We start from the raw sequence: 15,320 nt of genomic DNA on the forward strand, positions 1-15,320 counted from the left end.
ACCGTCAGGATTCATAGTCACTGCGACTACTTGTCTCCTGATGAATATGAAAAATTGTATGAAAGGGTGAAGTCTCTGTCAGTTGCTTAACTGACAGAACCTCTCATTTTAATTTGTACTAAATCTTGACGCAGGACCATAGTATTAGCAAACAGTGTTTGAAACTCCTGCTCTTCTTTTATCATTTGCTCATGATATACCTTAAGGCGGGCAGGAGAAATCACATCACTTGTAATCCATTTTAACTGAGAGACTGCTTTTTCAGATTTAATAACTATTTGCTTATATTCATCACCTATCATAAGCAGCTTCTTGGCATCCTCCTTAGGCAAAATACCACTGGTAGTAATTCCCATCACATCATAAATAATATCATTTGCAATAGGACCTATAATCACATCTGCTGATACCTTATCAGCCTTATGATTGCGATTGTCATAGATGTAATCAAACCAATCACTGCCACGCTCAAATGAAAGGATATTTAAACCAGTGGTATCTAATTCATATTCGTTAATAATTGTGTCAGAACCACTACGCTCCTTAGCCCATCTATATGAGAATTCCTTATCATCTGTTAAATAAAAACCCTGTCCAAAATCAGCATTTTTCCTGCCGTAATGAATGTCGGGATTTTTGATAATGTCAAAACCAACATGATATAGAACCATACTCGTCACCCCACTAATTTTCACAAATCCATTTGATTCCCTTAGCCAATCTTAAATCTGCATCTTTGAAATGATTACCTTCATTCATTTCAAAGATACTTTCTACTCCATTATTTTTAATTAACTCACAAATCTCTTTTGTATTATCTTCCACTGTACGAAGCATCTGATTTCTTGTCTTAGCCTCTTTGTCACCAAGTGAAAAATACACTCGCTCTGGCTTCACCACCATTTCATTTTTCCTGACAAAATCTAAGAAGCCTGGAAACCACATAGAACCAGATGCACTCACAGCTCTGCTAAAGATATCTGTCTTGTATAAGCTATAGATTGCAAACAAGCCCCCCAGGGAATAGCCTGCTATTGCAACAAAGCTAGGCTGCCCATTAAGTTCTGCAAGTATAGCCGGCACAATTTTATCTTCAAGCTTCCTAATATAACCATCAGCTCCACCTGTACATGGGCTATCTCCCTTATACAAAGGAGGACACTTACCAGGTGTCATTTCATCATTCCAGTCTATATCAGAAATTACAGCCAAGACTATGGGGATTGACTTAATCTGCTGCATTGCCTCATATACTTCATGCCCATCACCTTGAAACGTATTTACGATAACAAGAGGCGCTTTAGTATTTTCTTTTCCATATATGTATATATGCTTGCCTTCTACTAACATTTTAGAACCCCCATGGCAAATACGCCACTACAATTGCAAATATTACTGCTATTAATTTCTCCCAATAAATTCATTCTTTTAATATTATGCAACATTTTTTTTGGTATTTTAATAGTGATTTGCAACAATGATAAACTTCTTTGCATGCATTAGCAACCTTTTGCAACCTTTTATATCCTCTTCGAAACATTAGCAACCTTTTATAACCTTTTATAACCTTTTATATCAAAAAATAGACGAATCTAAATAACTAGATTCGCCTATACATATTTCAAACTATAATTAAGATAATGATTTTCTAACAACGCCCTTAGGATCTTTGATAAGTACAAAAACAATCCATATAACAAGTGCAAGTGCTACCACCGAAAATCCAAGAAATGTATCATTAATCATATCATCAAGAGCAGGTGTAAAGTATTCTGCCCTAAGCTCAGCATATTCAAAAATCGCATCAACAAGCCACATAAGTGATGCGCCCCAAAACATGAACATCAACACATGCAGCTGCATGTCATTGTTCTTTCTGTTATACCATAAAGCAGTTGTAATTACTGCTGCTACCACTGTAATTAATAATGTCATGATTTCCTCCTACATTGTAGATTTAACGCCAGAAGCTGGTCTTCTTACAATCATATCTGCAGTTACACACATACCAATCCAAACAGCTGTAACAAGAACTGCCATAGATACACCTACTGTTGCAATTTCATGAAGCATCTCTGCTGTATCCTCAGGATTTGACATTGCTGTTAAGAATGGAAAGAAAGGCTGAACCTCGCCATGCCATACATGCTCAAATGCCAGCAATGCAGAGCCTCCCCATAAAAGATTTGAAAGCCACTTAAGTTTTCTTGTCATTGGTACTTGGCCATCATTTTCTTTCTTCTCAACGCCCTTCTTCTCCATTGTCTTTTTTACGATTGTTGTAACAACAGCCTCACCAGCTGGAACTGTAAAACAAGCCATATTATTTATCCTCCTACTAAAAAAATTCTAGTTTGGAATATATCATTCCAAACTAGAATTAATTATATCATTATCTTTTCTCTTCATAGCTTATATTTACCGATTTTGCCATTCAAATATAAGCACCTATTATTCCATTACAGAATATGTATTATATTTCATATAGATATTATCACTACATCTCAATCACATAATCTGCGCACTCATTAACAAGTTCTATATCATGTGTTATTACAATTACAGTACGATTGTTATCTGTCAGCATTTTTAGTACTCTGGCCACTTCAATCATATGATAATAATCTAATCCGCTTGTCGGCTCATCCAAAATTAATATCTCTTTGCTACTTGCAACAGCGCAGGCCAAGGCCACTCTCTGTTTTTGTCCACCTGAAAGAGCCATTGGATGTAGCTTGGGGAGATCTTCAATATCTAGCATTTTCATAGCCTCATTGGATTTATTAACACACTCTTCCTCAATTTTTGAATCCACAGAAAGCTGTATTTCATCATTTACACTTTCAGTAAATAATTGATAGTTAACATCCTGCATTACCATAAAGCAATGTTCTAACATATTTCTTAATGGTAGTTGCTTAGTATCATAAATCACTCTCCCTTTTGCCTTTTTATTTAGGCCGCAAAGACATTTAGCTAAAGTGCTTTTTCCTTTGCCATTATCTCCCACAATACACACTATGGCCCCAGTAGGAATATCAAGCTTTTTTCTTGAAATACCATGTTCACCATCAGGATAAACGTACTCTAGATTTTCAATAGAAATATATCTTTTCCCAAGAGTTCTTTTAGCAGTGATAGCCCTTACTTTATCACTAATTTTTTCAATATTTACTGCCCTAAGTCCTAGCTTGGTTGTCTCGGCTATACTAAGAGCGTCAAATACTGTGCCATTCATTTTCTTTTTTATTTCCCCATCTTTAAGGATGAGCACACGGTCTGCTAATCCTTTTAAAAAGTACAATCTGTGCTCGGCAATAATAATGGTCTTTTTCTGCTTCTTCCAAAGAGCTATAACCTTTCTTAATTTTTCAATGCCTCTAGCATCAAGATTCGATGTAGGCTCATCAAGCACTATTATAGGTGTATCTGCCACCGCAATACTTGCACAGGCTATCTTCTGTTTTTCTCCTCCAGATAGTTCAAACATGCTTCTATCTATAAGAGGATTCAGATTCATCCAGGATGACACTCTATCTATATCATTTATAATCATGTCTGGATTTCTTCCGAAATTTTCTGCATTAAAGGCTAATTCGCTTGTGCTATCAACATTAAAAAACTGATTTTTAGGATTCTGAAAAACTGTGCCTACTATTTTTGCTGTATCGTAAATAGGATTTGTACTAACATTTATATTATTTACCTTAACATCACCATGTAATTCTCCGGCAAAATAGTGTGGAATGAGTCCGTTAATTAAACGAAGCACTGTGCTTTTTCCACAGCCTGAACCACCTGTTAGCACAACTACTTGTCCTTCTTTTACATTTAAAGAAAAGTTTTTAAGTGCGATTCTTTCAACTCTTTTTCCCATTGCATCTGTCACATTATAAGTATACGTAACATTATTTATATCTATCATTTACATTAGCCTCACATTCAATAAATAAAAAATAACAAAAGTATGGCTGTTAACAAAATAATCATCAAATAATCTCTATATCTAAATCCTACTTCACAGATATGTGTTCTATGAATATTTATGCCTAATCCTTTTGTCATCGCAGCTTGAGATAATTCATCTGCAATACGCACAGATTGCATCATAATTGGGACTATCTGATACTCAAGCCTTTCTATTAATGAAAATTTCTTTGTTTTAGTTTTTCTCATGTTCATAGCATCTACTACACATCTATTTTCCTCTGCAATAGTGGGAAAAAATCTAAACATAACCGCTAATGAAATGATTACTACATCAGGAAGATGCATCTTCTCCAGACTAACAATTAATTCTGATACCTTAGTATAGCTCATAAAACAATATGCCATCATAAACTGAGGTACAAATCTTGAGATTGTTCCTGATATAATAACAAGAAGCAAATTTAAAAAGCCTGAAGATGTTTGAATGGCACTGCCTTCTATAATCATAGCCAAAAGTGCCAAGAGAAAATATATCATCCCTAGCTTGTAATTCTTTTTTGCAAATAAAAATACAACTGGAATCATACAGGAGATTACTCTAAGAATATACTCAATTCCACTTAGCCTACCGCCAATCATAACCACGCTTATAACAATAATTGCATATATTGAAGTACGGGGATCGAGTAACGCTCTATCCCCGCTTGTATTAAATGTATTTATCGAAATATCCATTAGACCATACCAGCTTTCATAAAATGCTTCTTAAGAACTGCTCTTCCAAGTAATCCGCCTAATATTCCTCCAATAAATGTTAGAACAGTCATAACATAAAACATCCAGTTAGGTGTAAGTCTATATAGTACATCCACAAAAGCATCCCCGTATCCTTCTCTGATTGATTCAAAATATGCTTCCCTATCTCCAAAAAACATAGGTAATGTCATGCCAATCATCCAAAGACTAAATACACCTGAACTAACTACAGCCTTGTTTATGCTCTTATATTTCCCAATTTGCATAATATAATCTGAAGCGAGACCTGTTACTAATGCAATAAGTATGCTGTACCAAGGTCTTCCCATCAAAACCATAAACAATCCTAAGATTACACTGAATGCAGTAATCATACCAAAGGTATGTGACTTTGAAAAAAATAACATCAGTGGTATTCCAGTAGTAATTGAACATAGTATTCCTAAGATAACCATCAATACTGGAATATATCCAACAAAACTAGTAATAAAAAATACCACAATATATATAGCTGCAAAAACACCTATATTTATACAGTCTTTTACTGTAATACCATTTTTTGATTCTCCCATAATAGCACCTCTTTAATAAATTTGTTAGATTAAACTAACTTGTAAAAATATATCTTATATTAAAGATTTTCTTCTACCATTTTTCGCTTCATTTATACCACTTTTCGCTCAAGCAAATGCTTTTTCTTGTAGCGAAACCATTTTTGCATACATGCCATTACTCTTAATCAAGGCGTCACTATTTCCCTCTTCTTGTATTCTTCCTTCATTAATTACAAGAATCTTATTCGCATTTTGAATAGTTTTAAGTCTGTGAGCTATAACTAAAAGAGTTTTTTCTTTGCATAGCTCAGAGATAGCCTCCTGAATTGCTCTTTCATTATCAGCATCCACGCTGGCTGTTGCTTCATCTAGAATAACGATTGGGCTGTCCTTAAGAATACATCTTGCTATAGATATTCTTTGCTTTTCACCACCTGATAATGAACCACCGCCTTCTTCTAGAACTGTATCAAATCCATTTGGAAGATTCATGATAAAATCATAACAACGAGCCTTTCTTGCAGCTTCATATACTTCCTCTTTTGTAGCATTAGGCCTTGCCATCGCTATATTGTTGTAAACAGTGTCGTTAAATAGATATATTCTCTGGAAAACCACGCTGATGTTATCCATAAGATTTCACAATGGCACATCCTTTATATTCTGCCCTCGCACTTTAATAGCACCAGTATCAACATCCCAAAATCTAGTTAAAAGACTTGCTATTGTAGATTTGCCTCCACCAGAAGGGCCCACCAAAGCTACCATTTCACCTTTATTAACCTTAAAGGATACATTTTTAAGTACATCAGTGTCTGTATATCCAAAAGTCACATTGTCATATTCTATTTCACAATCAGCCGAATCACTAGACTCTGGTATTACAAGAGCTCCATTATCATCAAGCTCAGTTGCCTTAAATAGATTATCAATTCTGTCTAGACATGCGCTTGTAACAGTAAGTCTTGCAATCTGCCCATAGAAGCTTTTTATAGGTACAAACAAATCAAGAGCAAAAAGAAGAATTCCGAGCATATACACATAAGGTATTTCTCCATTCATTGTTAAATATACTGCTGCACCTACCACTATAGCTGTACCAATACCATGTGTTATCCATAGTGCTCTTGCCCAAGGGCTGTAATCCAATTCAAATTCAATGCTTTTATCACAGCTTTCTTTAAAGTTATCCGAAAGCTTCTTTGAACGCTCTCCTAGAATATTGTAGGACTTTATAATGCCAATGCCCTCTGCAAAATCAAGTACTGCATCGGTTAATTTTTTTGCACATTCCTGTTTTGTAACAGAATGCTCTAAGGTAGTTTTCAACATAAGCTTTCCAACCACTACAATTGCCCCTGCTGCAATGATAGATAACACACCAATTCTAATATCCATCCAAAACATCATAGCAATCATTAATGCCTGTGAAATCAAAAATGATATTAGCTCTCCTAAAACTGCCATACAGTTTTCTTCGATGAATACCATATCCGTAGACAAAACAGCACTTATTTTTCCAAGATTTCCTTCTGTAAAATATCCCATTGGAAGCTTACGTAGATGATTGCCCAGCTCCATTCTCATATCTGCAAACACCATATATCCTGTAGCAGATGTAAGGACATTTGTAATATGTTCAAATAATGCTTCAATTACTATACTTACCACTATTGCTATTCCAAAATACAAGCATTTATCTTTGTTCATAGTACCTTTTATAAATTCATTAATAACAAGGAAGCTTAACATCATCGGCACTTTCAGCATTATTCCCTTAATTACAGATGTTAAATATGACCATCTGATTCTGCTTTTATATTTTCCCGTTCTTGCCACCAGGCGAGTCATTATTTTAAGCATATTTAACCTCCTTAATCATCCATGCACTTGCATTAATTGAAGCCTCCCACAATTTCTTATATTCGTCGCTTGTGTCCAAAAGCTCTTCGTGGTGTCCCTCAGAAATCAGATTACCATCCTTCATAACGCATATTTTATCTGCGTTTTTAATGGTCGAAAGCCTATGGGCAATTACAAGTACAGTTTTGTCCTTTACTATCTCATCTAAAGCTGCATTCATTTTTTCTTCGTTTTCTGGATCCATAAACGCTGTAGCTTCATCAAGCACGATTATTGGTGCATCCTTCAAGATGGCTCTAGCCAATGCAACTCGCTGCCTCTCACCACCAGATAAAGTCTTGCCACCATCACCTACATTTGTATAGATTCCTTCTTTAAGACGATTTATAAAATCTTCACACTGAGCCCTTTTAGCAGCAATCATCACTTCTTCCTTGGATGCTTTAGGATTTCCTATTAAGATATTTTCATAGATAGATGTGTTGAATAAAAACTGTTCCTGGGCCACATAAGCCACCAGATTATTAAGTGCTTCAAGTCTCATATCTGTAATATCCTGCCCACCAATGGAAATCTTGCCATTATCCAAATCATAATAATGTACAAGTAGCTTCGCTAATGTAGATTTTCCACTTCCTGATTCACCTACAAGTGCAGTAGTCTCACCTTGCTTTAGGTTAAGATTAACTCCATGTAAGACCTCTTCATCCTTGTACGAAAAATGAATATTATCAAAACTAATATCCTTAGTTGAACCCGTAAATGAATTATTTCCTTGCTTTAAAGCCTCATGCTCAAGTAGCTTTTCAAGCTCCTCTATCTTGTAATCAAGCTGAGGTATCTTTCCCGCAAAATTCAGCGCCTTTAGAAGGGCTGGCCCTACTGAAAATGACATACATAGTTCGAGCACTAATTTATTCAAGGTTAATGTTCCCGATAACACCATCATGGAACCAATAGGAAGTATAAGAAGAGCCATACAAGGAAGTATGCTTGTATAAGCTGCCATCCAAGGCCAGCAGCACTTAAACCAATCAATGGTAAAATCTCTATATCTTTTTACTGTATCACCAAACTTCTTATATGATTCTCCATCCTTATTAAACACCTTAACCACTTCCATGCCGTTAACGTATTCAATTATTGTATTATTCATAACTGCAGCGGCTTCATAGTACGCATTCATTTTTGAATAGCCCTGTTTCATCATCATGCCCATAGCAACAATACCTGCAAATATAGGCACAAGTGTCATTAAACCTAGTCTGAAATCTACCACAAACATAATAATAACTACCAAAATCGGAATTACTATGTTAGCAATTCCCTCGGGAATTGCATGGGCAAGTAACAGCTCAATTTGATCTATGTCATCAGTAAAAACCTTTTTTATTCGCCCAGAACCAATTTCCTGAATATTACCTAATGGTTGATTTTCCAACCTACCCTGAAGAGCTATTCTTAGATTCTTCAAAGTGTTGTAGGCACTAATATGGGAGTTCTCAAGACCCGCCACATAACAAAGGGCATACATCACCTCACATACCGCAAATAGAATAAGCCTGGTTGCAAAAAATTTAACATCTATTTTTTCATTTGCAATCAAAGGTGTCATTAATTGATAAAAGATAAAATAAGGAATGATAGAAAAAATAATTCCTAGAAGCATCAAAACTGTAGCACGTTTTGTATACTTCATGTACTCTCCCATATAAGGAGTAACTCGTTTAAACATAATTCCCTCCATTTCAAAAAAATCCTATACAGTTAGCTTATGCTAACCATATAGGATTCTATTACATATCATTTTTTCTTTTCTACCAATTACAAATACAAAAATAACACTTTTCGCTCAAGAGCCTTTTTTATATTCCTTGGGCATCATATTAAAATAAGAGAAAAATGCCTTGGAAAAATAGCTCATGTTGTTGTAGCCAGCTTTGGTAGCAGCCTCCGTAACACTGCACTTACTATTCCTTAAAAGATCCGCAGCGTATTCCAATCTCTTACTTTGAACATAGGCATGGAAGCTTGTGGCATACACCGTTCTAAAAAGTCTGTTCAACTTACTGACACTCATATTGAGGCTCTTTGCAACAGCTTCTGCTGAATAATTATCGTATGGCCTCAGCTGTACGCTCTCTCTGAGCTTTTCAAGAAGAGTCAAGTCATTAGAATCAATATTAACGCTACTATTATTATATTCACTATCACTGAATGCTATTTGAAACAGTACAAGTGCTGTCAGCTCTACTAGTTTTCCTTCCAACAAAAATCCTTTGATTTGTTTGTACTTATCTGCACTTTCAATTTCAGAGATAATTCTATACATGTCCGGTGTTATCACTGTACACAAAACATCTTTGTAAACAAAGCCTTTAATCTTAGTTCGCGTATCCTCATCTTCAAAACAATTATTTAAAAGACTTTCAAACCTATCTGTAGGCATCTGTAGACTCTTAAATTTAAAAGCAAAATTCCCCTCATAACTCATGCTGGTACAAGCATCGTTATTCCTAAATATACACACCTCGCCCTTTTTCATGCGCACCTGTTTGTTAGAAAATGTCCCGGTTTTGTCTGATTCAATATTCCAAAGGATATCCTTGTTTAAATTAAAAATAACCTGAACTTCATCAACCCCAGAATTGTCCTCTCTTTTGGCATCAGTATCTTCATTAAACCTAAGATTCCAACTGTAATATGTAATTTCACTATCCGTCTTCTCACCTTCTAGCTCAAGCCTGCCTATATCTTCCGGAAAAGCTTTCTTCCCCTTAAGATACTCCGCTAAAGAATGGGAAGGATTTATACTATTTCTTACCATGTTATACATCCATATACATAAACTCATCAATCACTGCAAGCACAGGAAGCTTATACTTCTTATCACCAAATAACCACTGCTCATGCTGCATATCAAATTCTCTGATGTCAGGATTGTGGAAATATTTTTTGTATCGATTCAGGTATTTTTCACCCATTTTATTTGCATATATAAAATGACAAATGGTATGGTCAACATTAATATCATCCTCTAAGTGGGTGAGCAAATCAGTGTAATACTCATTCTTGATAGACTCAGGACTAAACTGAGCAAAGCAATCCATAAATTTAGATGCCGTTTCCTCACTCATCTCAAAGGATTTCATCATCATCTCTTTTGTCTTGTTCTTCTTTTTCTCATTCTTGGTAAAGCTAGTGAGAAGTGGTACTACCAGCTTAGATTGAAGCCAAGCAGCCACCTTACCACTTTGGTCTAGGTCTGGACTACCAAAAATACCATGGTCAATATGAACCCTTCTTCTTTGAATAAGCTGTCCTACAAATGTGGAGCCAAGGGACGAACCAATAGCTCCATCCAATCTTCCGTTATGGTTCTTTATAATGTAATCTTCAATCTCTTCAGTTACTGTAATCATGTCCGGGAAAATATTATCTCCACCATCAAAACCATCATAGTTTACACAGATCAAATGATATTTTTCTCCCAGCTCATCCACTACATTTCCAAAATTTGTTTGCCAGTTACAACAGGTTCCTGGCAGTAGCATCAATGTCTTTTTTGACATATTTCCCATTTCTTCAAATTGCATATTCTACCCCACTTTATTTACAAGCTCACCAATGTTCTCTATAACGCATCTTACACTATCACCCTTTTGAAGAAACTTAGGAGGCTTCATTCCCATAGCAACTCCGCCAGGTGTTCCTGTGGCTATAATAGTTCCTGCTTTCAGTGTCATTCCCTGGGAAAGCTCAGATATAGCCTCTTCTATTTTTGTAATCATGCAGGCTGTATTACTTCTTTGCCTTTGTTCATCATTTACATAACATTCTATAGAAAGATTATAAACGTCCTCTATCTCATCAGCAGTTACAATGCATGGTCCCATTGGAGTGTAGCCATCCAGACTCTTTCCCCTATACCACTGTTGATGTTTTAGCTGTATATTTCTGGCACTTACATCATTAATAATTGTATATCCCAAGATAAAGTTTTTCGCATCCTCCACAGAAACCTGAAATGCATCCTTCTTTAGGATTACACCTAGTTCCACTTCATAATCTAAGCTATCAACAAAATCATAAACAGGGATTACACCATCTGGATTATTACTTCTATTCACACGCTTCGAAAAATATACGGCATCTTCTTTCTTAGTAAAATCCACCACCTTTGCTGTTTCATCAATATGTTCTTTATAATTTACACCAAGACATACAATGTCCTGCATTGGAATAGTCACTGGTGCAAGCAATTTATAATCTTTGATAACAACATTACCGCTATTATTTATTTTTTCCAGAAGCATTGATTCAATCTCTTCATATCTAAGAATCAAATCATTCATATCTGATACTTCAATTCCTAAATCAGCTAAGGACATTAATCCATCTGTTACTTCAACAGCTACCTGTTCTTTTTCATTTACTTCTACCGTATATAATCTCACCTTAACACCTCCATCTCTATAAACTCGTCAATCAGTGTAAGCACCTGACCATCTAGATGAATTCATACCTGTTATATATTACTACATACTGTTAGCGTTGTCTAACCCATTTATGAAAACAAAGGCCTCTATCGTATGATAGAAACCTAAAACCACTCACCTCTACTTAAATTCCTCAGCCACACACTATTGTCTCTTCTTTAGAAATACCAAATAGCTTTTGAATAAATCCTAGGGCTGCTTCATCACCTTGCTCAGCTTCTTCCTCATAATTAGCAGCTGCAGTAACAGTTTCATCACTAACTGTTGCTCGTCAGTTCTAACACGAATTAAATGAATTTTAAATAATTATTTCAGCAAACAATCTATAATCCTGCAGATACTCATCACGAAAACTTCAGATTTGTTTGATAAAAATTACATATCAAATCAAACGGAGGAAATAACATGAGAAATAAGATTGTTACAAAGCTTTTGACATGTGCCTTATCGGCTGGCTTGATTCTATCAGGTTGCGGTAATACCAGTGTATCATCTACTGAAACCGAAGTTACAGATTCAGCGAATGAAGCTGCTGGTTCTACCGCTATTGGTCAGACTGTATCTGGTCCTGCAAGAGAAGACATTGAGATTAATGATACCATCGAAAGCAACGCGGATGGTGAGCATGCCATCGAAGCAGCTGGTGAAGATGCATCCCATAGCAATGTAGAAGTGATCAAAACTGGAGATTCCGATGAAGGTGATGAAGCAGATTTTTACGGCGATAATGCTGCTATTTTTGCTACAGATGGAGCAACTCTTGACTTATCAGAAATCGTTGTTGATACAAACGGCACACATGCCAATGGTGTATTCAGCTATGGGGAAGGTACCACTGTCAACATTTCAGATTCCTACATAACAACAGCTGGCAATTGTTCTGGCGGTCTTATGACAACAGGCGGTGGCACTATGAACGCCACCAATCTTACAATAGAAACCAGTGGTAACTCATCAGCTGCTATCCGTTCAGATAGAGGTGGCGGTACAGTTACTGTTACAGGCGGTGACTATACTACATCAGGCACTGGCTCACCAGTAATTTATTCTACAGCAGATATAACAGTTTCAAATGCAACCCTTACATCAACAGCTTCTCAGGGTGTGGTTGTAGAGGGTGATAATTCAGCTACATTAAACAGTGTAGTTCTCAATGCTGACAACAATACTAAAAACAGTGACAAATCCGATTACTATCAGGCTGTTATGATATACCAATCTATGTCTGGAGATGCTGATGAAGGTACTGCCTCATTCTCTCTTAAAGATAGTATATTAAACAACGCAAATGGTGATGTTTTCTTTATAACAAACACTGTTGCTGATATTAATATTGAAAATTCTGAGATAAACAATAATGGAGATGGCATTTTACTTAGAGCTGCAGCTGCCGGCTGGGGAAATGAAGGTTCTAACGGAGGCCAGGTAAATGTTAATGTAAAAAATCAGAACCTTGAAGGCGATATGTCTATTGATGATGTATCTGCAATGAATCTTTATCTTGGTGAAAACGCAACCTATAGCGGTGCTATTAATACAGATGGTGATGCAGGTGACGTTTATGTTCAACTAACAAATGGAGCGACCTGGACATTAACTGGTGATTCTTATATCACCTCTCTCTCATGCGACTCAGACAGTATTAATTTAAACGGATATAAGTTATATGTAAATGGAGAAGAATACACAGATGGTGCAGAATCTACAGGTGAAGCAATCACCCTAGAAAAGGCTGCATCAAACGGTGCTCCTGATGGCGACATGCCAGGTGGCGAAGCTCCAGAAGGTGCACCAAATGGGGAAAAGCCTGAGGGTGAAGCTCCAAATGGTGAAAAGCCTGAGGGCAATCCTCCTAGCGATATGCCAAGTGGCGAAAAACCAGAAGGTAATCCACCTAGCAAAAACTAGGTAGGATTACCTTAAAGAATAATCATAAGGTTATTACTGTTAAAAGCATTAAAATATGCTATTCTATTAGCCATTTTTGTAACCAAACGTATTCCTATGTATTTATCGTCACTATCCATTTGATGTGCCTCATAGAAAGCCGTAGGATCAAATTGGCTACAATAATCTCTCAGTGTAAGACAGATTGTTCCATTACTATCTGCATGTAACCTAAAATCCACTTTAACTTTTCTTTTGGCTTTTGTTTTGCCGTGAAGAATAATATTACCTGCCATCTCCTCGACAAAACAAGCCATATTTTTTGCTTTTTTATCAGCACATCCATGTGATTTACAAAATTTTTCTGCCTGTATACTGACTTCTATAACATCCTCCATATTTTCTATGGATGCATATAAGTTATCTTCTTTTTCACCACCAAAATCTTTTGGTAGAAACATAAAATCTTCCACCATATTAGCCGGACGTTTCAAGTATATGCAAATAAATATATAAATAACTACAATAAGTATTATTTTTCCTACAGCAATTGATGCCAGTACACCCTTTGAACCAAAGAACTTTCCCATTACAAAAGCTAACATGACTGGAATTATAAAACGCTCACCAAAATTAAACAAATTTACAAGTCCGCGGTTACGTATTCCCTGTAAATAATTTTGAAATGTAACTAATAAGGTATCTAATACTAAACTAACGGCCATGCAACGTATAGAAAATACTGAATAACTAACTACTTCATAATCGTTCGAATATAATGAAGCTATAAGCGGCGCAAAAATAAATAGCACTAAACTAGCTACTCCTGAAATAATAATGGAAATTTTTACTGAATAAGAAAAAACTCTTGTTAATCCCTTTCTATCACCAGCGGTATAATAAATGCCAGTGATTGACAATAATGTTTTTCCTATGCCCAAGCCTATGCAAAACATCAATGTATTCAAATCATTTTGCATTGCTCGCGCAGCAACAGCCGCACCAGTTAGCGCTACACTTAAATTAATTCTGCTTACTAACAAATCCCTAAGCACAGTAGCAAGCTTTCTGACAAGGGTAGGCGCACCTTCTTTTGATATATCCCAAAGTAGTCCTAATCTAATATTTGAAATCGAAAATGTAAAATAGCAATTTTTTCTCAAATAATAACAAAGCAGAAATAGTAACTGAATATAAAAAGCTATTGTTGTTGCAAGTCCCATTCCAAACACGCCACCATGAATTATAAGTGCATTTAGCAAATCACCAATTATATCAGAAATACACAATATGAAAGCTGATATTGAAAAATATGTCTTGCCATTATCCATTGCAATGAATGGACCTAATATCTGTATCAACATGACAGCTGGTATACCAACCATATAGCCATGCAAATAATCAACCATTCCTGAGAAAAAAACTGGATGACTTTCTTTCGTAACACCGCATATTCTAAAAATAGCTTCTGGAAATAAACTGCATAATATGATAAAAAAAATAGCTCCCAACAAAGTAACTAATAACGCCACTGAAAACACGCTATTAGCTTCCCTACGTTTTCCAACTCCTACTAACCCACCGCAGACTACCTGGCTTCCTGTAGAAATAAACCCGGCCACAAGAATAATTGTGGAAATAAAGGGGCCTGTAAGCGATACTGAAGAAAGAGAATCTGCGCCTAAAAATCTACTTGTAATAATACCATCTATAATATTAGACATCACTCCTGCCACTTGTGAAAAAATCATTGCTATGGCAGCCGATAAAAACATATTTGATATCACATCATCTTTTATTTCTATTTTATATTTCATAGTAAAACTCCAAT

The 15,320-nt window shown here is 35.9% G+C and carries 13 protein-coding genes and 1 pseudogene; 1 reads left to right on the forward strand and 13 read right to left on the reverse strand.

Going from position 1 to position 15,320, the window contains the following annotated elements:
- Nucleotides 1-86: 86 nt before the first annotated feature.
- From IJ535_RS09600 to IJ535_RS09655, 12 genes and pseudogenes are all read right to left on the reverse strand, one after another.
- Nucleotides 87-671 carry a DUF3990 domain-containing protein gene (locus tag IJ535_RS09600; protein ID WP_294301864.1) on the reverse strand — a complete coding sequence of 195 codons (585 nt, stop codon included), beginning with the start codon at nucleotides 669-671 and terminating at the stop codon, nucleotides 87-89.
- Between the two features lie 13 nt (nucleotides 672-684).
- Complete coding sequence (locus tag IJ535_RS09605; protein WP_294301866.1) at nucleotides 685-1,350, reverse strand: alpha/beta hydrolase; 666 nt, start codon at nucleotides 1,348-1,350, stop codon at nucleotides 685-687.
- Between the two features lie 282 nt (nucleotides 1,351-1,632).
- Complete coding sequence (locus tag IJ535_RS09610) at nucleotides 1,633-1,935, reverse strand: hypothetical protein (protein ID WP_294301870.1); 303 nt, start codon at nucleotides 1,933-1,935, stop codon at nucleotides 1,633-1,635.
- 9 nt (nucleotides 1,936-1,944) lie between these two features.
- Nucleotides 1,945-2,322 carry a hypothetical protein gene (locus IJ535_RS09615; RefSeq protein ID WP_294301873.1) on the reverse strand — a complete coding sequence of 126 codons (378 nt, stop codon included), beginning with the start codon at nucleotides 2,320-2,322 and terminating at the stop codon, nucleotides 1,945-1,947.
- A 175-nt stretch (nucleotides 2,323-2,497) separates the two neighbouring features.
- Entirely contained in the window at nucleotides 2,498-3,925 is a 1,428-nt protein-coding gene (locus IJ535_RS09620; protein WP_294301876.1) for an ABC transporter ATP-binding protein, read from the reverse strand.
- Between the two features lie 17 nt (nucleotides 3,926-3,942).
- On the reverse strand, nucleotides 3,943-4,665 hold the full coding sequence (locus IJ535_RS09625; protein WP_294301879.1) for an energy-coupling factor transporter transmembrane component T: 723 nt from the start codon (nucleotides 4,663-4,665) through the stop codon (nucleotides 3,943-3,945).
- A complete protein-coding gene (locus IJ535_RS09630) occupies nucleotides 4,665-5,258 on the reverse strand; it encodes an MptD family putative ECF transporter S component (protein ID WP_294301882.1) in 594 nt (197 codons plus the stop codon). Before IJ535_RS09630 ends, IJ535_RS09625 begins: the two co-directional genes overlap by 1 nt.
- Before the next feature lie 108 nt (nucleotides 5,259-5,366).
- A pseudogene (locus IJ535_RS09635) lies at nucleotides 5,367-7,103 on the reverse strand (ABC transporter ATP-binding protein).
- On the reverse strand, nucleotides 7,096-8,838 hold the full coding sequence (locus tag IJ535_RS09640) for an ABC transporter ATP-binding protein (protein WP_294301887.1): 1,743 nt from the start codon (nucleotides 8,836-8,838) through the stop codon (nucleotides 7,096-7,098). Before IJ535_RS09640 ends, IJ535_RS09635 begins: the two are co-directional and overlap by 8 nt.
- A 117-nt stretch (nucleotides 8,839-8,955) precedes the next feature.
- Nucleotides 8,956-9,930 (reverse strand): helix-turn-helix domain-containing protein, encoded by a 975-nt coding sequence (locus tag IJ535_RS09645; RefSeq protein WP_294301889.1) that lies wholly within the window; start codon nucleotides 9,928-9,930, stop codon nucleotides 8,956-8,958.
- Nucleotide 9,931: 1 nt separating this feature from the next.
- Complete coding sequence (locus IJ535_RS09650) at nucleotides 9,932-10,699, reverse strand: 2-hydroxy-6-oxo-6-phenylhexa-2,4-dienoate hydrolase (RefSeq protein ID WP_294301892.1); 768 nt, start codon at nucleotides 10,697-10,699, stop codon at nucleotides 9,932-9,934.
- A gap of 3 nt (nucleotides 10,700-10,702) precedes the next feature.
- Nucleotides 10,703-11,560, reverse strand: coding sequence for a fumarylacetoacetate hydrolase family protein (locus tag IJ535_RS09655; RefSeq protein WP_294301895.1), 858 nt, complete (start codon nucleotides 11,558-11,560; stop codon nucleotides 10,703-10,705).
- Nucleotides 11,561-12,007: 447 nt separating this feature from the next.
- Between IJ535_RS09655 and IJ535_RS09660 the strand changes: the two genes are divergently transcribed.
- The gene (locus tag IJ535_RS09660; RefSeq protein ID WP_294301898.1) at nucleotides 12,008-13,510 is read left to right on the forward strand and encodes a hypothetical protein; all 1,503 of its coding nucleotides are present in this window, start codon (nucleotides 12,008-12,010) and stop codon (nucleotides 13,508-13,510) included.
- Between the two features lie 11 nt (nucleotides 13,511-13,521).
- Here the strand turns inward: IJ535_RS09660 and IJ535_RS09665 are convergent, their stop codons facing one another.
- Nucleotides 13,522-15,306 carry an MATE family efflux transporter gene (locus IJ535_RS09665; protein WP_294301901.1) on the reverse strand — a complete coding sequence of 595 codons (1,785 nt, stop codon included), beginning with the start codon at nucleotides 15,304-15,306 and terminating at the stop codon, nucleotides 13,522-13,524.
- Nucleotides 15,307-15,320: the final 14 nt, after the last annotated feature.

It is taken from the genome of Pseudobutyrivibrio sp. (assembly GCF_017471675.1).
Lineage (GTDB): Bacteria > Bacillota > Clostridia > Lachnospirales > Lachnospiraceae > Pseudobutyrivibrio.